Consider the following 20,938-nt stretch of genomic DNA (forward strand, 5'->3'; position numbering starts at 1 on the left):
CGTTGTCATTCCACGCTGGCGAGTAATTTCGCTAGCAGGATGCCTAGCTCCGTGATTTCGGCCGAATCCAGACCGGCGAGCATCGCTCGCTCAGCTTCCAGATGCAGCGGCATCGCTTGATCGATGCGGTCCGCGCCCTCAGCAGTCAGGCCCACCGACACCGATCTGCGATCGGATTCGTGTGGGAACCGCTCGACCAGACCCAAGCGCGCCAGCCTGTCTACCCGCTGGGTGACCCCACCTGACGAGATCATCATCTGCGCAGTCAGCTGCGAAGGCGTCAAGCGGTAGGGAGGCCCCGACCTCCGAAGCGTCGCCAGCACGTCCACATCGGCCTGGGAGATTCCCAGATGGCGGTGCGCCATCTCGCTGGCCTCGATCTGCGCCCGGTACAACTTGGCGATCCGGCCGAAGATGCCCATCGGCGTGGTCTCGAGCTCCGGACGCTCACTCGCCCACTGCGCCCGGATCACCGACACGCTGTCGCCGCTCAGCTGCTCGGATCTGCTTACGCCCGAATCCTGTTGGGTCAGATCCTGTTGGGTCAGACCCTCTTGGTTCAGATCCTGGATCACGGCGTGGCGGGCCGAGACTGCGCGTCACGCATCCACTCGATGACGTCCTCGGGCTCGCGCGGGAGCGCGCCAGACAGGTTGCGGGCGGCCCCGTCGGTCACGAGGATGTCGTCCTCGATCCGGATGCCGATGCCTCGCCATTCGGCCGGCACGGACAGATCGTTGGGCTGGAAGTACAGGCCCGGCTCGACGGTTAGCACGTAGCCCGAACCCAAGGCGCCGTTGCGGTAGGTCTCGTCACGAGCGGCAGCGCAGTCATGCACGTCGATTCCGAGCATGTGGCTGACTCCGTGCAACGTGTATCGCCGGTGCAGTCCTGCTCCGGGCGCTTCGACGTCCTCGGCGCAAGAGACCGCTGCGCTGACCGGCAGGATCCCCCACGAGTGCAGGTGATCGGCCAGCACCCACATGGCAGCCTTGTGTGCCGCCAGGAAGTCTGCGCCCGCCTTGACCTCGGCGATACCGGCTTCTTGCGCCTCCAGCACCGCCGAGTACAGCTGGCGCTGAACCGGAGTCCACTCGCCCGAGACAGGTAGCGTGCGCGTCACATCGGCGGTGAACAAGGAATCCACCTCAACGCCCATGTCAGCCAGCAGCAGCTGCCCAGGCGCGATATCACCGTCGTTGCGCCACCAGTGCAGCGTCGTGGCATGCTGGCCCGCGCCGACGATCGAGGTGTAGCCGACTTCGTTGCCCTCCATCCGGGCCCGGCGCCAGAAGCTGCCCTCCAGCCAGCGTTCGCCGCGCTTGCCTCCGCCAGCAAGCACCGCCGGCAATTCGGCGACTACGTCGGCAAAACCGCGCGCTGTGGCATCGCAGGCGAGCTGTAGTTGGCTGACCTCCCAGTCGTCCTTGGTCAGTCGCAGTTCGTCGATCGCCTCGGCCAGCTTCGCATTTCGGGTGCTGCCAGTGGTGCCCGGCAACAGGGCATCGACGGTTGCGTCAACGCCCGGAAAGCTCAAGACCGGATGGCCGGGTGCGCCGCGCAGATCCGACGCCAGTTCGCTGAGCGGCCGGACCCTGATGTCGAGCACGCTTTGGGTTTCAGAAACCGTGGGCACGTTGCCGACCCAGAGCGCGCCGAACATGCGGTTGGTGAAGTAGCCGACCTCGCCTGCGCCGGAGTACTCGCGGACGTAGAGCGTCGCCTGATGACTACCCGGTGCCGTGTGGGTTGCGGTGCCGGTCGCGGCCTGGGAGGTCGGGCCGCTGGGCACCATGACCAGGACCGCGCCTTCTACGGTTTCACCGGTCAGCCAGGTGAAGGCGGACGATGCGCGGAAGGGGTATTCGGTGTCGTTTGCCCGGACCTTGAGGACGCCGGCCGGCACCACGATCAACTCGCGCGGCAACCGAGCAGACAACGCGGCCCGATTGCGGGCGAAGCTAGCCGCCCCGGACGAGGTAACTCCGTCCCGGTTAGCAGGGTGCGGCATCCGCGGCGCAGGCTCCCAATTCTCGGCAATGGCCTTTCGCAAGCCGTCCGGCAGTGGGATGTCGTAGGACGTCGATCCGTCCTGCTCGCTTTGCGCGGCTTGCTCGTCGTTATTCATGTCCTAAGTCTAGGCAGCGGGAGGGGGCAGGGCATGAGTAAAACTCATACCGTCAACCATTGGTTGAGGTTGAGGTTCGTCGTCTCGCTTGATGACGCGGCTAGCGGCGTTTGTCTCGCGCAGCGAACGGAGGGACAGATATGGCGCGGATCGGCGGTTTTGGTTTCATGTCGCGGCTGGGTGGATCCCGCAGTATGTTCACGTCGTTAAAACAAGCTTCCTTACCTAGCCAACACGTGTGTATATTCTCTGTTAGCCCAGCTGGGGCCAGATAGTCAGTCGGGGGTCTGACGATCAAGTTGAGAGGTCGACCATGTATCTCAGACGCCCGCCGAGTCGTCTCAGCGCCACCGCGGCGCGACGCAGCAGCTTGTTCGGTGCAGTAGAGATGGTGCTGCAGCCCATCGTCGACGTTTCCAGCGGAACCCTTGTAGCAGCAGAGGCTTTGGCCCGCTTTCCCTCACAGCCGCACACCCCGGTCGAGGAGACGTTCGCGCTCGCGCACGCTGCTGGGCGAGGTCCAGAACTCGAAGCGGCGTGTCTACGCGCCGCCCTTCGAAAGGCGCGCCTCGAGCTTCCGGGCAATATCACGATGACGGTCAACGTCAGCCCCGACGCGCTCGAACATGTGGCCGTTCAGGCGGCCTTGATGGGCGATTTGACCGGCATCGTGATCGAAATCACAGAGCATGCCTCTGTCGATCTGACCGCCTTGCGGATGGCTCTCGACGAGCTGCGCGACCGGGGCGCAAAGATTGCCATCGATGACGCCAGTACCGGTTACGCTGGCCTGCTTCGTCTGACCGCTCTGCGACCGGACTACGTCAAGCTTGACCGCGGCCTCGTGACCGGTGCTCGGTCCAGCGTCGAGCAGAGCGCGGTCATTGAAGCCCTCGTGAGCCTGTCCCGTCGCATCGGTGCCAAGGTGCTCGGCGAAGGTGTCGAAAGCCTCGAAGACCTGATCGCGCTCGCCGAACTCGATGTCGACTACGCCCAGGGCTACTACATCGGTGCACCAGCGGCAACGCTGCCCTGGGAGATGCCGAACGCCATGGAGTCCTGCCGGATCGCCCGTGGCGAGCTGATGCGCAAGCAACTCGCGGTCGCGGCCATATCACCGGGCGGCGGCATCCGCAGCGTGACAGCCGCCCTGGCCGCCAGCGTGCAGCCTGCAGACCTGGAAGCCGCGTTGGTGGCGGCTTCGGACAACCTGGGCATCGACATCATCGCGCTGTCCACGTTGGACGGCGGCGACGTCCTGCGCGAGATCAGCTGCGCTGGCGACGAAGTCGACTCGGGGCTCTACGCGCTCGCAGATTTTCCCGCCTCGAGAAGCGCGCTCGACACCGGTGTCATGACCGAGGCCCATTTGCAGGACCCGCTGTCCGACGCGGCCGAACGGTTCGTGATGCAGGCAGATGGCATCGAAAGCCTGCTGCTGACGCCGGTGATCTCGCGCGGTAAGCGCCTGGGCCTGCTCGAATTCCGGCACCGCACGCACCGCCGTTGGAGCAGCCACGATATGGCGCAAGCGCGAATCCTGGCCGAGCACATCGCCAGTGTTCTCCAGCGGATGCCCAGCAACGGCTCCATCGCCAAGGCCGGCTGAGCAACCTTCAGCCCTTCGCCTCGGACCAGCGCTGGATCACGCTCACATCGGCAACGAAACGCACCGGGGACCACCCGAGTGCGGCTTCGGCCAGGCAATCGTCGACGAGTTGGGCCACCGCCGCGGCGTTGTCCTCAGGGGCCTGGACCAGCAGTTCGTCGTGCAAACACAGCACAATCCGGGCGCCGAGAACCGCACCCCGAGAACGAACCGTGACCGCCCAGGCCTTGAAGAATTCCGCGGCAGCACCCTGAATCACGGCGTTGCGCGCATAGCGGCCGCGCGCGGCCAGATTCGCCCGCTCTGCAAGCTCATCGAGATCGGGCGGAGTCGGCCACATTCTGATCAAGCGTCCGCCGTGTGTGTAAACGGCTCGTCCAGCCCGTCCGGACTCGTAGGCGGTCTTCAGATATCGCATCGCCACTGGATAGGCCGATTCCAAACCCTTGAGCGCCTCGCCCGCCGCTCCTGACGTTTGGCCATACATCGCCGCGAGTACAGCAACCTTGGCCACCGAGCGCTCGACCCGCAGCCGGTCAGCGACCGGAGCGTACAGATCGTCGTCCTGCGTGGTCGCCGCGAGCGCCGGATCGCCTGAAACGGCTGCCAGCACCCGCGGCTCGATCTGGCCGAGATCGGCACGCACGAAGACATTGCCCGCGGTCGCCGCGACCGCAGGACGCAGTTCGGCGGGCATGCTGTGCAGACCTGCAGAGGCGGTCATCCGCCCGGCCCCGCCGTCGCAACCCGTCCAGATGCCCCGTAGGCGCCCGTCCGCTCCGACGTTCTTGTCCAGCCAGTCATAGCCATAGGTTGTGGCGAATCGCTCCGCCCGCCGCCAAGTGAGCAGCGCATCGACCACCGGGTGCGCCCCGCGGAATACCTCGAGGCGCCAGGATCTGGTGTTCGCAACATCGATGCCGACTCGTGCGAGCATGGCTTTGACCTGTGCCGGACTGCGCAAATCGACTTCGATGCCAGGGACATGCCGTTTGACCTCGTCGTCGCGGCGATGCCGGATTCGTAGCACGTCCTCGGCGTCGCTCGGCCGGCCGCCGATATACGCCGACAGCAGCGACTCGGCGCGTTCGACGTCCATCGGTAGTCCAGCTAATCCCATTTCAGCGCAAAGCAATTCCGCAGCAGACTCGGACCGTGCTGTCGCCTCGGCGCGACCGTTTCGCCCCGCGGGGCGATCAGCGGCATTGAGTAGCAGTAGCTGTTGTTGACAAGCCACCGCGGCGATAGCCGCCCATCGCGACCAGCTCTGCGGGGAGCGCGCCCAGCCGCCCGTCGTCCACTCCGGACGCAAATGCCCGTCAGGCTGAACCGGATCGGCCGTGTCGCCGCCTTCGTCGCCGGTCGCGCCGAGCAGATCCAGTTGCCCTGTGGTCGGCAGCGAATGCTCACTCAAGCCCTGCAGCGCAGCCCAGATCCGACCCGGATCGGCCCGCCACCCCCCGAAGAGCAACCGGTGCACGGCCGACAGATCCCAGCAGGTCGCCAGCCGCACGCCAAGCTCGCCCGCCGGGCCGGCCAGTGCTTTCGGAGTGTCGTTGCTCCACCAGATCCACCGCGGGCGGAACCGATTCTCGATCGCACCGATCGCCGCGATCGGATCGGCCGTAGTCAGCGTGGCCTGTCGTTGCGTGGAAGGCCCTTGAGGTGCGCCCAGGTGAGTTGCCGCTGGCTGTGTCGTGTGATTCCTGCCGGTGAAAGCGAGGCCGACACCACCCGCGCAGATCGCAGCGGCTAGAAAAGCGCCGCGCTGCAGACCCTGCCGGGACAACTCGTCCAGTAGCTCATCAACCGAGGGGCCCGCGTCGCTGTGGTTCTGCTCGTCCGCGGAGCAGCCCATCGTGTGAGTGTAGGCAACAGCGACCGACTGCCCGACGGCTCAGCCCGGTGGGGGCGAAGACTATGTTGGATGTCCATCGGGGTTGGACGTCCGTCGGGCGGCCGTCCAGCAACTGGTCGCAAGCCGGGCAAGCTGTAATAGGGGGGAACCTTGACCGACCCCAGCGTCTCCGCGGAGCTGGCGCACGAACAGCAGACCGTCTCCGGCTTCTACGAGCGACTGGACAGTTTGCGCGCCGAGGTTGCGGCTGCCTTGCAGAATGCGCGCACCTCGACGACGGCACGCACGCCGGCGGCGCTGACCGAGCGCGATGCGTTCATTGCGATGCATAGTGAACGGGTAGAGCGCCTGAACGCAGTCGAGGACCGCCTTTGCTTCGGGCGCCTGGACATGGCCGATGATTCACGACGCTACGTCGGTCGGGTCGGTTTGGCCGATGAGTCAGGCACCCGCCTGTTGCTGGACTGGCGTGCTCCGGCCGCGCAGGCGTTCTATCGGGCGACCACGGCTGATCCGCACGGCGCGATCAGCCGTCGGCATCTGATCACCGTAGGCCGTCGAGTCACCGATCTGCACGACGAAATCCTGGATCTGGACGCCTTCAGCAAGGCGGGCCTCACCCGGACGACGCTCGACAGCGACGGCGCCTTGATGTTGGCCATGAATGCCACCCGCACCGGTCGGATGCAGGACATTGTCGCAACGATTCAGGCCGAACAGGATCGGATCATCCGCGCTCCGATGCCCGGGATACTCGTGGTGCAGGGCGGCCCGGGAACCGGGAAAACTGCGGTGGCGCTACACCGGCTGGCCTATCTGCTGTACGAACACCGCGAGCGCATCGCGTCCTCCGGCGTACTTCTGGTGGGGCCCAACCACCGCTTTCTGCGCTACATAGAACAGGTGTTGCCAAGCTTGGGTGAGACCGGCGTGCTGATGGCAACCACCGGTCAGCTGTATCCGGGCGTCGACGCCGTCGCCGAGGAGCAACCGGCTGTCAGCGTGACGAAGGGCCGGGCGGACATGGTAAAAGTCCTCGCTCGCGCCGTCGCCCAGCGCGAGCGAGTGCCCGATGCGGCTCGCGAGATCAACCTCGACGGAACCCGTATCAGCCTGACCCCGGAGGATGTCGCCGCCGCGCGCTATCGGGCCCGCGGTACCCGCAAGCCCCACAATGTGGCCCGGGTGACTTTCGTCAAGGCCATGCTCGAATCGCTCGCACGGCGGTTGGCCGAGGCATTGCAGACCGAACTCGGCCCGGAGAACCGCGACGAGTTCATCAACGCCTTGCGTGATTCCCCAGCGGTACGCCGCGAGGTGAATCTCTGCTGGATGCCGCTGACACCCGAGCTCGTGTTACGCGACCTCTATGCCGATCCGGCGCGATTGAACGCGGCGGCGCCGCAACTCTCACGACAGGACCGGCAGCGCCTTCAGCGCGATCGCAGTGCGCCCTGGACGCCAGAGGACGTGGCGCTGCTCGACGAACTCGCGGAGCTGTTGGGCGAGGACGATGAGCCCGGCAAGGTTGCAGCGGCGCAGGCTGCCGTCGAGCGGGGGTACGAGGTCGACTATGCAAGCGGAGTTCTCGATCTTGCCGGCGAGTCCGAGGCGGTCGTTACCGCGGACGCGCTCGCCGAGCGGTATCTCGGCGGTACCGGCCGGCGCCGCTCGATAGCCGATCGCGCGTGGGAGGAACGAGCCTGGGTCTACGCCCACGTGGTCGTGGACGAGGCGCAGGAATTGTCGGCGATGCAATGGCGAATGCTGATGCGCCGTTGTCCGTCGCGGTCCATGACCGTGGTGGGCGACGTGGCTCAAACCGGTTCACCGGCCGGCGCCCGATCGTGGGGACAGATGCTCGACCCGTACGTCGGCAACCGGTGGCGGAGTGAAGAACTGACGGTCAATTACCGCACGCCCGGCCTGGTGATGGCCATGGCCGAGCGGTTGCTGCAGCACGCGGGGATCGAGGCATCTGTTACCGAATCGGCGCGGACCGGCGACTTCCCGCCGTCGCTGGAAAGGATCGATTACCACGACGTACGTGCAGTTCGGGACGCTGTGGCCGAGGAATTCGAGCGACTCACCTCTGGTCGGATCGCCGTCGTGGTGCCGCAATCCCTCAGCGCCCAGGTGGTGCCTGCGCTTTCGGACTTCGCCAAGAGCGACGACTTCGCCGATCCGGCCGCCGCGGCGGCGGTCGGGCTCTCCGTCCTCACCGCCCGCCAGGCCAAGGGGCTGGAATTCGACGTGGTGATCGTCGTCGAACCCGCGGAAATAGTGGGTGAATCGAGCCAGGGCATCAACGACTTGTATGTCGCAATCACCCGTCCTACCCAACGCCTGCGGGTGCTCTATGGTTCGCCGCTGCCCGCAGGGATGGGCGAGCAGTAGTCGATGGGTGGACCAAGCCTTTCTGACCGAGGCTCGGTCGGCGGACGGGTTGCGGTGTTCGGCGATGTCGGCGGGCACGTCGACGAGCTGTATTCGCAGCTGGTAAAACTAGGCGCCGACCCCGACTCGCTGATACTGCCGGCCGATCTCACGGTCGTGCAGCTCGGTGACCTCGTTCACCGTGGTCCTGATTCAGCCGGCACCGTTCAACTGGTGCACCAGATACGGACAGCGCAGCCCGGACGATGGTTCCAGTTGGCGGGCAACCATGAGGCGCAATATCTGGAGCCGCGTCCGCGGTTCGAGTGGCCCGAGACTCTCGACGACGAGAGCGCGAACCTCCTGCGGCACTGGTGGTTCACCGGTGCCATGACCCCGGCGGTCGCTGTCGCAACACCAGCGGGGGAATGGTTGGTGACCCACGCGGGCCTGACCGAGGGGTTCTGGCGTTGCTATCTCGATTCTCCGATCTCGGCTGCCGAAGCCGCTCGTCGCCTGAATGCGATGGTCGGTACCGCGACCGAACCCGCGGTGCTGCGGGCCGGCGAGATGCTAAACGGAGTGATCGATCTAGCGGCCGGTCCGTTGTGGGCTGCTGCCGGTACCGAGCTGCTGCCATCCTGGCAGCACGTGAGCATGCCTTTCTCACAGGTGCACGGTCATTCGACCGTTCTCGATTGGCGATCTGGTCGGCGGTACGCCAGCCCGAATGCGCTGGGCGACACCGACTTCGACTTCGATCGCAGGCACAGCACAACCCGCTTCGGCGATCGCCAGATTGTCGGTATTGACCCGGTGCTCGGCGCGCGGGCAGGCGTCAAATGGGCACCGCTGGTACTGGGATCGGCGGTCGTCGTCACCGACGAGGGTGTGACGTGAATCCTCTTTCGGTGGGGATTCGCCGAAGATCCATTCGGTGTAGCGTTCAACGACATGAGCGCCCATGACTTCGCTGTCGCCACGACCGACGGTTCGACCCAGAAGCTGAGTGACTATTCCGGCCGCGTACTGCTGATCGTCAACGTTGCGAGTAAGTGCGGCTTGACGCCGCAATACGAGGCGCTCGAAGCGCTTTATCGCGACGAGAAAGACCGTGGCCTGGAGATCCTAGGCTTTCCGTGCAATCAGTTCGGCGGCCAGGAACCCGGCACTGACGAAGAGATTCAGGAGTTCTGTTCAACGAACTTCGACGTCACCTTCCCGATCTTCAGCAAGGTCGAGGTCAACGGGCCCGATGCTGATCCGCTCTTCGATTACCTGCGCGGCGAGGCCCCGGGTGATTTCGGTCCGGAGAGTGGCCCTTTGTACGACCACATCAGCAAATCCCGACCCGAGGCCATCGGTACCGACGAGGTCAAGTGGAACTTCACCAAGTTCCTGATTGGTCGCGACGGCGAGGTCATCCGCCGCTACGAGCCGACGGTCACTCCTGAGGTCATTCGTCCCGATCTGGACGCGCTACTTTCCTGACGGACGGCTTCACCCTTTCCGCTCTCGTCGATTCGCATTCCTTTAACGGCAAAGTTCGCCGGTCAGGTAGCCGACCGGGGTTGTACTTCGGCCATCGTCGACCAGCCGCTACTCGGCACCTCGACATTGACGATCTGCGGCGTTGCCGACACCTCATCAGGCATCCATGACATCGCCGTCTTGAAGTGGTCGGAATTGACGTGTGCCGCGCCGGCCTCACTATCTGAGAAGGCCTCCACCACGTAGAACACGTTGCGGTCCTCGGTGCTTCGGGACCATTCGAAGAACAGGTTGCCGGGCTCGGCTCTGGTGGCCGCGGTGAAGTCTTCGACCAGCGACAGCCATTTGTCGCTGCGCTCGGGACGAATTGGCCACTTGACGACGATGAAGATCATCCTGGCGTTTCCTCTCGGCCGCTCGTTCAGCGCTCGTTCAGGCAGTCAGCAGCGCTTCGGCCGGTGGACCTGCCGCCGCCCGACGGTGAACTCAGCTTATGGCCGAAGGCCAGGCCGGTAAATCTCAAATTGAGACGACGAACGGCCTCGTTGAGGCAGACATTTCAGGGGCGCATAGCCGGGGACTGAGCCGAGCGAGACCTTGCCCGGTCGCACCGACGGAGGTGGCACCTGATGTCTGAGTCAGCTGATGTCTGAGTCAGCGATGGCGATCCTTGCGGGTGCAGTGCTCGTTTCGTTGGGACTGTGGCTGGCGATGCTCGGCGCCCGGCTGGCCGATGTCCAAGTCTTGCCGGCCCATTGTCGCCGGCGGGTTCGCTGGTGGCAGGCAAATGCGATCTACGTTCAGCTGTGCTGCGCCTTCGTTGCGGTCTTGGCCACTTCGGTTCAGATCGGTGCCTCCATCACCTGAGTGGTTCGATCGGTGCCTCGCTCAGCTGACCCTCGGTCACCATTCCGCGTCCGGGTTCAATTCTGCCCCCGGGGTTGGCGAATATCAGATTGAGACACCGATCGGGCCACCTACCGGGCAGCATCTCGCCATATCAGCACACCACATTTGCCACATCTGGCAGGTGGCAACCGACGTTGGAAGTTGCACGGTTCGTGCGACGAATCGAGGGAGTTGCAATGACGAGCCACACCGCAGTCCTCACCGAACGTGGGTCCGCCCAGGCGGTGCCGTCCACGCCGGTACCCGTCGACCTCAGCACTGCCCCGTCCGCCGCCTTCTTCGCCGGCAATCCGGGATCTGTGGGAGTTCCCGTTTTCGTTGCCGGCTCGGTTGCTCTCGGACTGGTGCTCATCGGGTACGTGCCGCCGAGCGCTGTCGGCGCCTCGATCCCGATCATCGGCGCCGCCACCGGAGTCGGCCTGGTCATCAGCACGGTCTGGGCCGCGGCGGTTGGGCAGACGATGGTGGCCAGCGTGTTCGGTATCTTCGCCGGTTTCTGGCTCAGCTACGCCGCGCTCGTACTCGGACTGACCCACAACTGGTTCGCCATCTCGGCGTCCGCAGCGGTCCATACCCAGGGCCTGTACCTGATCACCTGGCTGGTGATCTTGGTGATGTTGACGCTTGCGACGGTAAGGCTTCCGTTGGCGTTTACCGTGTTGTTCGTCCTGATCGACGCAGCCCTGGCGGTCTTGATAGCAGCAACTATCAACGGCTCGTCAAACCTGACGAAGGTCGGTGGCGTGCTGGTGTTCGCGTTCGCCGCAGTCGGCGTCTACATCTACCTGGCGCTGGCCTCAACCGAAACCGGCGGCCCGACGGTTCCGCTAGGCCGCCCAGTCATCGGCTGAGCCGCCCAGTCATCAGCTGAGCCGACCAGTCGTCGGCTGAGGCCTAATCAGTGCCGAGGACGATGCCGTACTCGTGAATCTTGCGGTAGATCGTCGCCCGTGACATTCCGAGTGATCGCGCCGCTTTGACCTTGTTACCGTGCGCGTCCGACAGGCTCTTCACGATAGCGTCGCGTTCCATCGATTCGAGCGGACTGAGCAATCGCCTGCTTACGGTTCGCGCCGCCGGAGGCAGGTCATCGGGCTGAATGAAGCCTGCTCGCCGGTGTTGCAGAACCTCGTGCAACAACTGATGTACCTGTTCAACGTTGCCAGGCCAGGACGAACGCATCAGCAGGCGCATCGCCTCGGGCGAGCAGGCCACCTGGCCGCCATGGCCGAGCCTGGCAAGAAAGAAGGAGACGAGTTGCTGCAGATCTTCAAGATGTAGGCGTAGCGGCGGGAGTGCGACGGTCGTGGGAAAGTGTCTGAGCAGGTTGCTGAGGTCCTTGCCGTCGCCGTGATTCGTGAGAGTGACCGCGGCCCACAAGGGATGAGCACGTTCGGCAGCCTGTGCGTCTCGAAGCGAGGCCGACAGTGCTCGCAACCGATGGGCGTCTAGTAGGTCGACGTGCCTCAGGACGACGCTGTCGGCCTCGGTAGTCAACGTCTTGCGGGTATTGGCAAGCCAATCCGAATCAGAGTCTGCCTCGGCAGCATCTATGACCGCGAACCTGACAGATGGCTGGCGGCGAAGTTGCACCGCGCGCAGCACCGCCAGTTTGCCGACCCCGGACTCGCCCTCGACCGCGAGCCATTCGCCGGACAGGAACGCTGCTTCAACCTGGTGACAGGCACGCAACCACAGTGGGGCATTGCCAACCAGCCCGGGAAGTGTCATCCGGACGGTCGGATCCTTACTTGAAGCCGGCTGGTTCTCTGATTCGCCGAGTTTGACGTGGACGACGACGCCGGCAAGCTGCTCACCTACCCGGACCTGCTGGTAATACATTCGCGCGGCAGCGCCGGTGGGCAACCGCAATCCGGCTGACCAGCGTTCCCCCGAGGCGAGGGATTCGGTGGCCTGCGCGGCCTGGGCGAACAATGCCGCCTGATCGACGGGGTCGAGTACGGCGCGGGCATGATCGTTCAACATGACCGCGTCGCTGGTCAGCGCGAACACGATTCCGGTCAGCCGGCGACAGGTCCGGCGGTAGGCCTGCAACAGTTCGAGCTCGTGCAAACCGGAATCGGCCAGCAGCGCCTGCTGAATCTGGTCCGCCGTGGTCTTGGCGAGGGTTAGCAACAGCGACTCGGCGTCCTTGCGCCAACAGGTGAGGTCGATCGCGCCGACCGTACGCCCGGAAATCGGGTGGTGGATGGGAACCCCGGCGCACGCGAGGTCCTCGAGGTTTTCGGCATAGTGTTCGTGACCGAAGACGTGCGTCGCGGTGCCGGCTTCCAGCGCGGTTCCGATGCCGTTGGTCCCGACGAACTGCTCGGCATAGCTGAAGCCTGGCGCCAGCAAGACCCGGTCGAGATGGCGGTCGAGATCGGGATCGGCCGAACGGCGACTGAGAACCAGACCCGTGGCGTCTGTGAGGATGATGCTGACCGGTTGCCCATCCAGTTGTTCATGCAGCCGCCGGAGGACGCCTTCAGCACTGCGAGTGAGCCGAGTGTCGAGGTTTGGGTCGCGGATGTAAGGAAGCTCGATCTTGTCCGCGGCCACCTTCAGGTCGCGGGAGCGTCGCCAGGAGGCGAGGATGGCGGGTCGAACGCGGCTCGCCTCGGTCGGTTCTGCCGTCAGGAAGCGCACTCGCGTGTCTGCGAGATCGTCCTTCAGGGGCGCCATGCCTGTTACCACCTTTCGCCGCGATTTCCTGCTGCCTCCCGCGGCAGCCACCGAGAGTCCTCAGAGCTTGCGCGCGCAAGAATGGGCGTAGCGTCGAACAGCCCTACGATAGCCTTCCCCGCCAGTCCAGGTTCGTCTCATATTGAGACGCACTGATCCAGCAGTATCGGTATATACCGGCAGCTATCGGCCGACTCACCGGCTGCGCTCCCCGCCGAAACCAACCTCGGTGTGCGGCGTGCGGCGACGTTGGTTCAGCGAGGGAGATCGCGAGATGAGCAGTCTGGAGCAGGAGACCTACAACCCGTGGACTGTTGTAAACCTGGTTTTCACACAGCTTGCCAAGGATGGCCTGCACCCGATCCTCGGCGAGAGCGGGGATCCGGGGCCACCCGCGCGAGCGTTGCTGCTGGCGCTAGGGATCGAGCCGACACCAGAAGGCAATCGCGAGATCATGCGGGACGTGCACGCGCACCTGGCAGAGATTCGGGCTGCTGTCTTCGAAAGCGATTGATCGTCTCATTCTGAGACCTGCCGGCGGCCTTGCGGCGAGTGAGATTGCCATTGACCGACCAGCCGATCCGAGGAGTGTGGCAATGAGTCGCCAAAGCGTGGCCAAGGCTCACGAGAAGATCCAGGAGCTGGCTTGGGAACCCCTTTACCACAAGCCGGTTTCCCAATACGGCACCGACTACACGTTCCAGAAGGCACGGAAGAAGGATCCGCTGAAGCAGGTTCTTCGTTCCTACTTCCCCATGCAGGAAGAGAAGGATCACCGTGTCTACGGAGCCGCCGATGGAGCCATCCGCGGCAACATGTTCCGACAGGTTCAGGAGAGGTGGCTGGAATGGCAGAAGCTGTTCCTGAGCATCATCCCACTGCCGGAGATTTCCGCTGCCCGTGCGATGCCCTTGCTGTTCAACACCGTTCCCAATCCGGAACTGCACAACGGTCAGGCCATCCAGATGATCGACGAGGTCAGGCACTCAACGATCCAGCAGAACCTCAAGCGCCTGTACATGAACAACTACATCGACCCGGCAGGCTTCAACAGCAGTCTGCGAAACTTCCAGAACGACTACTGCGGGACGATCGGGCGGCAGTTTGCCGAGGGTTTCATCACTGGTGACGCCATTACGGCCGCGAGCATCTACCTGACAATCGTGGCAGAAACCGCATTCACCAATACGCTGTTCGTGGCGATGCCAGCAGAAGCAGCGGCCAATGGCGACTACTTGTTGCCGACGGTCTTCCACTCGGTGCAGTCGGATGAGTCCCGGCATATCAGCAATGGCTACGCCACATTGCTGATGGCTCTGGCCGACGAAGGCAACCACCAGCTGCTCGAGCGCGATCTGCGTTACGCCTGGTGGAACAACCACCGGGTGGTAGACGCGGCAATCGGGACGTTCATCGAATACGGCACAAAGGACCGTCGCAAGGACCGCGAGAGTTACGCCGAGATGTGGCGCCGCTGGATTTATGACGACTACTACCGCAGCTACCTAGTGCCGCTGGAGAAGTACGGCTTGGTCATCCCACATGACCTGATCGAGGAAGCCTGGAACCAGATCTGGAACAAGGGCTACGTCCATGAGGTCGCACAGTTCTTCGCGACCGGCTGGCTTGCCAACTACTGGCGGATCGACCCGATGACCGATGAGGACTTCGAGTGGTTCGAGTACAAATACCCAGGTTGGTACGACAAATACGGCGCCTGGTGGGAGAACTACGCCCGCCTATCGGTGGCGAACGGCCATAACCCAATCGCGCTCGAGGACGTGAACTACGTCTACCCGAGTCGTTGCTGGACCTGCATGGTGCCCTGTCTGGTTCGTGAGGACATGGTGATGGCTGAGGTCGACGGCCAGGTCCGGACGTACTGCCACGAAGCGTGCCGGTGGACGGACACAGTGGCGTTCCGTCCTACTTACCAGGGGCGTGAGACGCCCAACATGGGTCAGCTGATCGGCAAGCGCGAGTGGGAGACGCTCTACCACGGCTGGAACTGGGCCGACGTGGTGTCGGATATGGGTTACGTCCGCGACGACGGCAAGACGCTCGTCGCCCAACCGCACCTGAACCTCGACCCGAAGAAGATGTGGACGCTGGATCACCTGCGTCGGTGTCCACCGCTGTTGAGCCCGAACGTCCTGCTCAACGAGATGTCGCCGGCCGAGCGCGAAGAGTTCCACGCCGACTACATCCGCCAAGGCCCGGCCGGACGTCCGTCGACGGCCACCGCCTGATGTCGACACCGCCTGATATCGGCACCGCTTGATGTCGGCACTGGTCTGACGGACTGCGGAGACCCGACGAACGTCCGTCGGGTCTCCGCCTTCGGCTGCAGGGTCGTTCGGCTGCAGGGGCGCTCGTCTGAAGGGTCGTTCGTCTGCAGGGTCGTTCGGCCGTAGGAGTTCTGGCGGCAGGCGTTTCTGCTTCCAAGGTATTGAAGTGCGGAAGGGAGTCATGGACAGCAAGCATGTGGTGCGTTTCGAGCCGGTCGGTATCGAAATCGACGTCGATGAAAGCCAAACGGTCCTGCGTGCGGCCTTCGAGCAGGGCATCATGCTCATGCACGGCTGCAAAGAGGGCCAGTGCGCAGCGTGCAAATCCTTCGTCCTCGACGGTGAAGACATCGAGCTGGAGAAGTACTCCACCTTCGCTCTGCCCGACTTCGAAAAGGAAGAAGGCTTCACGCTGCTGTGCCGTGCACATGTCTATGAGGACGTGACCATCGAACTGCTCAACTATGACGAAGAGATGATCCGCTCCGGGCATCCGATCCTCAAGGCGGTTGCCGAGGTGGTCTCCAACGAGTCGGTCACCCACGACATGCGACACCTGGTGCTCAAGCTCGTTGAACCGAACGAGATCGCCTACTTCCCCGGACAGTACGTCGACATTGCAATTCCGGAGAGCGAGGCAAGCAGGTCCTTCTCGATGGCCAACACCTCGAGCAAGGAGTCCGGGCACCTCGAGTTCGTGATCAAGGTCTATCCGGACGGACTCTTCTCGCAGTTCTTGGACGCCGACCTCGCGGTCGGCGACCGGCTCGATCTGACCGGTCCGTTCGGGGTTTTCACGTTGCGCGACGGGCGCGACTCAGATCTGGTCTTCATCGGCGGTGGGGCCGGCATGGCGCCGATCCTGTCCGTCCTGCGGTCGCTGGCCGAGAAGGGCAGCAACCGCAAGGCGACCTACTACTACGGTGCTCGACGGCGGCGCGATCTGTGCTTTGAGAAGGATCTCCGCGATATCGAAAATGCACTACCCAACTTTCGCTTCGTCCCCGCGCTCTCCGAACCTACTGACGAGGACGAGTGGGAGGGCGAGGTCGGCCTCATCACCGACGTTGTGAAGCGCTATGAATCTGATCTGAGCGGTACCGATTCATACCTGTGTGGCCCGCCGCCGATGGTCGAAGCGGCCATGGAGTTGCTCATTTCACTGGGCGCGCCCGAGAAGAACATCTACTACGACAAGTTCACCACTACCGGCTCGTCCTGACCGCAAAAGGGAAAGCGAGGCAGATCTGACATGACCACCATGGAACGCAGTGCCCCCAAACCCGTCTTTACCGACGCCGAGGCGGGCGCGAAGGTTTTTCCGGATTCGACGTCGCGTAACTACAACTACTACACGCCGCAGAAGCGGCGGCAGTCCCACTACGAGGACGTCACGGTCGAGGTCCAGCCTGACCCGAGGCACTACCTCAGCCAGGGTTGGCTCTACGGATTCTCAGACGGGCGCGGCGGATATCCGCTGGACTGGACCGTCCTGAAGGCCTGGGGCGTCGACCGACCCGAACCAGAACGCTTTCCCGGTTCGGGCGGCAAGGGCTACGACTGGCCGGCTCACGGCTGGCATGAGTTCCGCGACCCCAATGAGGAATGGGAACTGACGTTCTACCGGTACAACTCCAATGTGGTTCGCCAGATAAATCAGAACGTCGAGACCGCACGCCAGACGAAGGCCTTCGAGCAGTGGAATCCGAACTGGGTGCACTTCGTAGAGCGCAACGTCGGCGCGTGGATGCACGTCGAGCACGGACTGGGCCTCTACTTGTTCGCCAACGCGAACCGGCGCGCTCCGACGAACATGCACAACAACGCCATCTCGGTGAACAGCATGCACCGGATCAGGTTCGCTCAGGATCTGGCCTTGTACAACCTGACCTTGACCGAGGAGATCGACGGATTCGACGGAGCCGCACACATCGAGACCTGGAACAGCGACCCCGCCTGGCAGGGTGTGCGGCGCGTCTCTGAACAGATGACGACGATCGATGACTGGGCCGAGGCCATCTTCGTCGCGAATATCATCTTCGAGCCGCTGGTCGGTGAGCTCTTCCGTAGCAACCTGGTCCAGCAGGCAGCTCCGAAGAACGGTGACTTCGTTACCCCGACGGTCGTAGGTGCGGGGGAGTACGACTACGCCGAGCGCGACCTTCGCTACACCAAGGCGATGTTCGAATTGCTGACCAATGACAAGGAGTTCGCCGCTTACAACACCGCGATCATGGACGGCTGGATGTCGGATTGGGTGCCGCGCTGCATCACGGCAGCCCGGGAACTGCAACCGCTGTGGTCGCAGCCGGATTCCAAGCCACCGCGATTCGAGGACGGCCTGGACCGCGCGAAGAACCGCTTCCGCGGAATCCTCAACGAGCTGAGCCTGCGCGACCCGAAGGAGTTGACCCAGTGAGCGCGTTCACGACGGCGGAAAGCCCATTCAAGTCGGACAACACCTCATCGAACATGTGCGGCGTGACGCTGATGAACAACCAGGTGGGCGTTGTTGTCGCCTCGGTGATGAAGGACAAGCCTGGGGTGCGGGTGATGCCACTGCCGTCCATGATCCGAGTGGACGCAGAGCGGCGCATGGACTTCGTCTACGACGAGATCTCAGAGGCCCTTGGCGAAGAACCCGGATTCTTCGATTCGGCTGAGTTCGAAGAGAACATGTCCACCCACTACGGCCGGATGATCCACTTGGACGATCGCACGATCATGTTCGCCAATCCCGAGGATGCCGCCGAATATCTCGGTTTCGATCTTCTCGCTTCGAACTGATCCCGGAAGAGGAGGACTCGTGTACGAAAAGGATGGCGAAAAGTACTTCATCGTCGACAGCCACATGCATTTCTGGGACGCCAGCCCGCAGAACTGGGTGGCTGGTCAAGAGCAGTTCGCCAAGGGCTGGATCGAATGCTTCCACGCCTACCAGTCGTTGGGGCCGGTTGAGACCCATTGGACCATCGAGCACTTTCAGAAATACTCCGAGCAGGACCTGATGAAAGATGTCTTCGAGGACGGCTACGTCGACGTTGCGATCTTTCAGCCGACGTATCTGAAGGAGTGGTACGCGGAGGGGTTCAACACCACAGAGCGAAACGGCGCATTGTCGGACAAGCATCCGGGCAAGTTCATCGTCAACACGCGCTTCGATCCGCGTGAGGGTGACGCCGGATTCGCCGAGCTCGAGCGCAATGTTGCGCGTTGGGGTTCCAAAGGCGTCAAGCTCTACACCGCCGAGTGGCGAGACGGCTCGCGAGGCTGGACGTTGAAAGACCCGGAAGCATATCGGTATTTCGACAAGTGCCAGGAACTCGGCATCAAGAACATTCACGTACACAAGGGCCCAACGATCTGGCCGCTGGACAAGGATGCCTTCGACGTCGCTGACGTTGACCATGCCGCAACGGACTTTCCCGATTTGAACTTCATCGTCGAGCATGTCGGATTGCCTCGCATCGAGGACTTCTGCTTCATGGCAACGCAGGAACCCAACGTGTACGCCGGCCTTTCGGTTGTCATAGGCGGCCTCATGCACGCCCGGCCCAAGTTCTTCGCGAAGGTGATGGGCGAGCTGCTGTTCTGGGTTGGCGAGGACAAGATGACCTTCGGCAGCGACTACGGCATCTGGGAACCGAAATGGCAGATCGAAGGGTTCGTCGATTGGGACTACCCCAGCGACGAGTTCTCCGACTACCCGAGAGTGACCACCGCAACGAAGAAGAAGATTCTCGGCCTGAACGCGGCGCGGCTGTATGGCATCGAGGTGCCCGCGGAGGCGCAACTTCCGGCCGAAGCGGGCCGGCCGGCCGCAAAGGACGATGCGGTCCTGGTAGACGATGGAGCCGTGGTGTGACTGACGCGGCCGCCGTGCTGGCCGCGCTGGAGGCGGTGCGCGACCCCGAACTCGACGAACCCGTCACCTCGTTGGGTTTCGTCGCGTCGTGCACCGTTTCCGCTGAGGGGGTAGCCGGAGTTCATCTCCGGCTACCCACCTATTTCTGTGCACCGAACTTCGCCTTTCTCATGGTTGCAGACGCCTATGACGCGGTCAGTGGCGTCGAAGGTGTTACGCGCGCGGAGGTCGTCCTTGACGATCATTTCGCCTCGGATGCGATCAATGGCGGGGTGGCGGCGCGCTCGGGATTCGTCCAGTCCTTCGATGGTCTCGCCGCCGCTGAACTGGACGAGCTACGAGCCGACTTTCTGCGTAAGGCGGTACTGGCCGGAACTGACCGGGTGTGCCGTCCCCTGCTGGCGGCGGGCAAGACTGCCGAGGAGCTCACTGATCTGACCCTCGGTGAGGTACCGGAGTCGGTGGACCGAGAACGGCTGCGATCCCGGCGCGCCGAGCTCGGCCTGCCGGCCTCGGACGAGGCGGCATTGATCATTGATGCCGGCACCGGCGAGGCAGTGGCTGGGCCATCGCTGGAAATGCATCTGAGGCGCGCGCGGCTGACCAGGGTCAGCGTCGAAGCCAACAGTGGAGTCTGTCGTGGCCTGTTGCGTGATCGCTACGGCATTGCTGAAGAGACCGCGAATGATCAGGAGGATTCGGCATGAAGGCAGTACGGCTACACGCGTATCACGAACAGCCGGTGGTGGAGGAGGTGCCCGAACCCAGGGTGAAGGGCCCGCTCGATGTCGTCGTCAAGGTTGGCGGCGCGGGAGTCTGCCGCACGGACTTGCACATCATCGATGGCCAGTGGGCGCAGGCGATGAACGTCGCGTTGCCTTATACGATCGGGCACGAGAACGCCGGGTGGGTACACGAAATCGGCTCGGCCGTCACGAACGTAGCGGTCGGTGACACCGTCATCCTGCACCCGACGCCGACGTGTGGGCTGTGTCGAGCGTGTCGCGCCGGCCAGGATATGCATTGCGTCAACAGTTCATTCCCGGGTCTCGACAGTGACGGCGGGATGGCTGAGCTGTTGCTGACGTCTGCGCGGGCCTGCGTGAAGCTCGATTCCGATACTCAACCCCAAGACGTTGCGGCGCTCGCCGATGCGGGCATCACCGCGTATCACGCAGTGCGTAAGGCGATTCCGTTGCTGTATCCGGGGACGACCTGCGTGGTGATCGGGGCCGGCGGTCTGGGACACATCGGCATCCAATGCCTGAGCGCACTTACGGCTGCGAACATCATCGTCGTTGATCGCAATCCGGCCGCCCTCAAGCTTGCCGAGCAGCTTGGGGCAAACCAGACGGTCGTGGCCGATGGCGGCCAGGTAGGTGTGGTCAAGGATCTGACCGACGGCGCCGGCGCCGAGGTAGTGCTGGACTTCGTCGCCGAGGAGGGCGCTGAGAACGAAGGCTTTGCCATGACTCGTCCGGCCGGGTCTTGCTTCATCATCGGCTACGGCGGCACGTTGACCATGCCAACGCTCGACATCATCTCCACTGAACGCAACATCATCGGCAACATAGTCGGAACCTACAACGAGCTGGCGGAATTGATGGTGCTGGCGCAGAGCGGAGAGGTAACCCTGCACACGAGGACGTATCCGCTGGATGCCGCCCAAGAAGCGTTGCACGACCTTGACACCGGGCAAGTGCGCGGGAGGGCGATTCTCGTGCCGTAA

Annotated in this window: 19 protein-coding genes; 14 read left to right on the plus strand and 5 right to left on the minus strand. The window is 63.5% G+C overall.

Features of this window, described 5'->3' with window-relative positions:
* Positions 1-5: 5 nt before the first annotated feature.
* The gene (locus ACSMXN_RS04345; RefSeq protein WP_022913351.1) at positions 6-575 is read right to left on the minus strand and encodes a MarR family transcriptional regulator; all 570 of its coding nucleotides are present in this window, start codon (positions 573-575) and stop codon (positions 6-8) included.
* Complete coding sequence (locus tag ACSMXN_RS04350; protein WP_022913352.1) at positions 572-2,128, minus strand: aminopeptidase P family protein; 1,557 nt, start codon at positions 2,126-2,128, stop codon at positions 572-574. The genes ACSMXN_RS04345 and ACSMXN_RS04350 overlap by 4 nt, the downstream gene beginning before the upstream one ends.
* Positions 2,129-2,441: 313 nt before the next feature.
* Here ACSMXN_RS04350 and ACSMXN_RS04355 point away from each other — a divergent pair, with 313 nt between their 5' ends.
* The gene (locus ACSMXN_RS04355; protein WP_022913353.1) at positions 2,442-3,737 is read left to right on the plus strand and encodes an EAL domain-containing protein; all 1,296 of its coding nucleotides are present in this window, start codon (positions 2,442-2,444) and stop codon (positions 3,735-3,737) included.
* A 7-nt stretch (positions 3,738-3,744) separates the two neighbouring features.
* Here the strand turns inward: ACSMXN_RS04355 and ACSMXN_RS04360 are convergent, their stop codons facing one another.
* On the minus strand, positions 3,745-5,595 hold the full coding sequence (locus ACSMXN_RS04360; protein WP_022913354.1) for a DNA polymerase: 1,851 nt from the start codon (positions 5,593-5,595) through the stop codon (positions 3,745-3,747).
* Positions 5,596-5,745: 150 nt separating this feature from the next.
* Between ACSMXN_RS04360 and ACSMXN_RS04365 the strand changes: the two genes are divergently transcribed.
* The 3 genes from ACSMXN_RS04365 to ACSMXN_RS04375 are packed head-to-tail and all read left to right on the plus strand — an operon-like array spanning position 5,746 to position 9,462.
* On the plus strand, positions 5,746-7,992 hold the full coding sequence (locus ACSMXN_RS04365) for an AAA family ATPase (protein ID WP_022913355.1): 2,247 nt from the start codon (positions 5,746-5,748) through the stop codon (positions 7,990-7,992).
* 3 nt (positions 7,993-7,995) lie between these two features.
* The gene (locus tag ACSMXN_RS04370; RefSeq protein WP_022913356.1) at positions 7,996-8,871 is read left to right on the plus strand and encodes a metallophosphoesterase; all 876 of its coding nucleotides are present in this window, start codon (positions 7,996-7,998) and stop codon (positions 8,869-8,871) included.
* Positions 8,872-8,925: 54 nt separating this feature from the next.
* A complete protein-coding gene (locus tag ACSMXN_RS04375; protein ID WP_022913357.1) occupies positions 8,926-9,462 on the plus strand; it encodes a glutathione peroxidase in 537 nt (178 codons plus the stop codon).
* Between the two features lie 62 nt (positions 9,463-9,524).
* On the opposite strand, the gene ACSMXN_RS04380 is transcribed toward ACSMXN_RS04375, so the two are convergent.
* On the minus strand, positions 9,525-9,857 hold the full coding sequence (locus tag ACSMXN_RS04380; protein ID WP_022913358.1) for a putative quinol monooxygenase: 333 nt from the start codon (positions 9,855-9,857) through the stop codon (positions 9,525-9,527).
* Between the two features lie 250 nt (positions 9,858-10,107).
* Between ACSMXN_RS04380 and ACSMXN_RS04385 the strand changes: the two genes are divergently transcribed.
* Positions 10,108-10,329 carry a hypothetical protein gene (locus tag ACSMXN_RS04385; protein ID WP_022913359.1) on the plus strand — a complete coding sequence of 74 codons (222 nt, stop codon included), beginning with the start codon at positions 10,108-10,110 and terminating at the stop codon, positions 10,327-10,329.
* Between the two features lie 218 nt (positions 10,330-10,547).
* Entirely contained in the window at positions 10,548-11,222 is a 675-nt protein-coding gene (locus ACSMXN_RS04390) for a GPR1/FUN34/YaaH family transporter (RefSeq protein WP_022913360.1), read from the plus strand.
* A 43-nt stretch (positions 11,223-11,265) separates the two neighbouring features.
* On the opposite strand, the gene ACSMXN_RS04395 is transcribed toward ACSMXN_RS04390, so the two are convergent.
* Positions 11,266-13,056, minus strand: coding sequence for a GAF domain-containing protein (locus ACSMXN_RS04395; RefSeq protein ID WP_022913361.1), 1,791 nt, complete (start codon positions 13,054-13,056; stop codon positions 11,266-11,268).
* A 274-nt stretch (positions 13,057-13,330) separates the two neighbouring features.
* Here ACSMXN_RS04395 and ACSMXN_RS04400 point away from each other — a divergent pair, with 274 nt between their 5' ends.
* The 8 genes from ACSMXN_RS04400 to ACSMXN_RS04435 all read left to right on the plus strand — a co-directional run bounded on the left by ACSMXN_RS04400 (position 13,331) and on the right by ACSMXN_RS04435 (position 20,938).
* Entirely contained in the window at positions 13,331-13,570 is a 240-nt protein-coding gene (locus tag ACSMXN_RS04400; protein WP_027139450.1) for a hypothetical protein, read from the plus strand.
* Between the two features lie 82 nt (positions 13,571-13,652).
* Positions 13,653-15,305 (plus strand): methane monooxygenase, encoded by a 1,653-nt coding sequence (locus ACSMXN_RS04405; RefSeq protein ID WP_022913363.1) that lies wholly within the window; start codon positions 13,653-13,655, stop codon positions 15,303-15,305.
* Between the two features lie 220 nt (positions 15,306-15,525).
* Positions 15,526-16,566, plus strand: a complete 1,041-nt coding sequence (locus ACSMXN_RS04410) for a 2Fe-2S iron-sulfur cluster binding domain-containing protein (RefSeq protein WP_022913364.1) — start codon at positions 15,526-15,528, stop codon at positions 16,564-16,566.
* Positions 16,567-16,596: 30 nt separating this feature from the next.
* Positions 16,597-17,763, plus strand: a complete 1,167-nt coding sequence (locus ACSMXN_RS04415) for a toluene hydroxylase (protein ID WP_022913365.1) — start codon at positions 16,597-16,599, stop codon at positions 17,761-17,763.
* Complete coding sequence (gene mimD / locus ACSMXN_RS04420; RefSeq protein ID WP_022913366.1) at positions 17,760-18,131, plus strand: propane 2-monooxygenase effector subunit MimD; 372 nt, start codon at positions 17,760-17,762, stop codon at positions 18,129-18,131. The genes ACSMXN_RS04415 and mimD overlap by 4 nt, the downstream gene beginning before the upstream one ends.
* A 19-nt stretch (positions 18,132-18,150) precedes the next feature.
* Positions 18,151-19,209, plus strand: coding sequence for an amidohydrolase family protein (locus ACSMXN_RS04425; RefSeq protein ID WP_022913367.1), 1,059 nt, complete (start codon positions 18,151-18,153; stop codon positions 19,207-19,209).
* The gene (locus ACSMXN_RS04430; RefSeq protein ID WP_022913368.1) at positions 19,206-19,916 is read left to right on the plus strand and encodes an iron-sulfur cluster assembly protein; all 711 of its coding nucleotides are present in this window, start codon (positions 19,206-19,208) and stop codon (positions 19,914-19,916) included. The genes ACSMXN_RS04425 and ACSMXN_RS04430 overlap by 4 nt, the downstream gene beginning before the upstream one ends.
* Positions 19,913-20,938: an NAD(P)-dependent alcohol dehydrogenase gene (locus ACSMXN_RS04435; RefSeq protein ID WP_022913369.1), complete on the plus strand. Its 1,026-nt coding sequence runs from the start codon at positions 19,913-19,915 to the stop codon at positions 20,936-20,938. The genes ACSMXN_RS04430 and ACSMXN_RS04435 overlap by 4 nt, the downstream gene beginning before the upstream one ends.

The sequence above is a fragment of the Parajatrophihabitans canadensis genome (assembly GCF_053764775.1).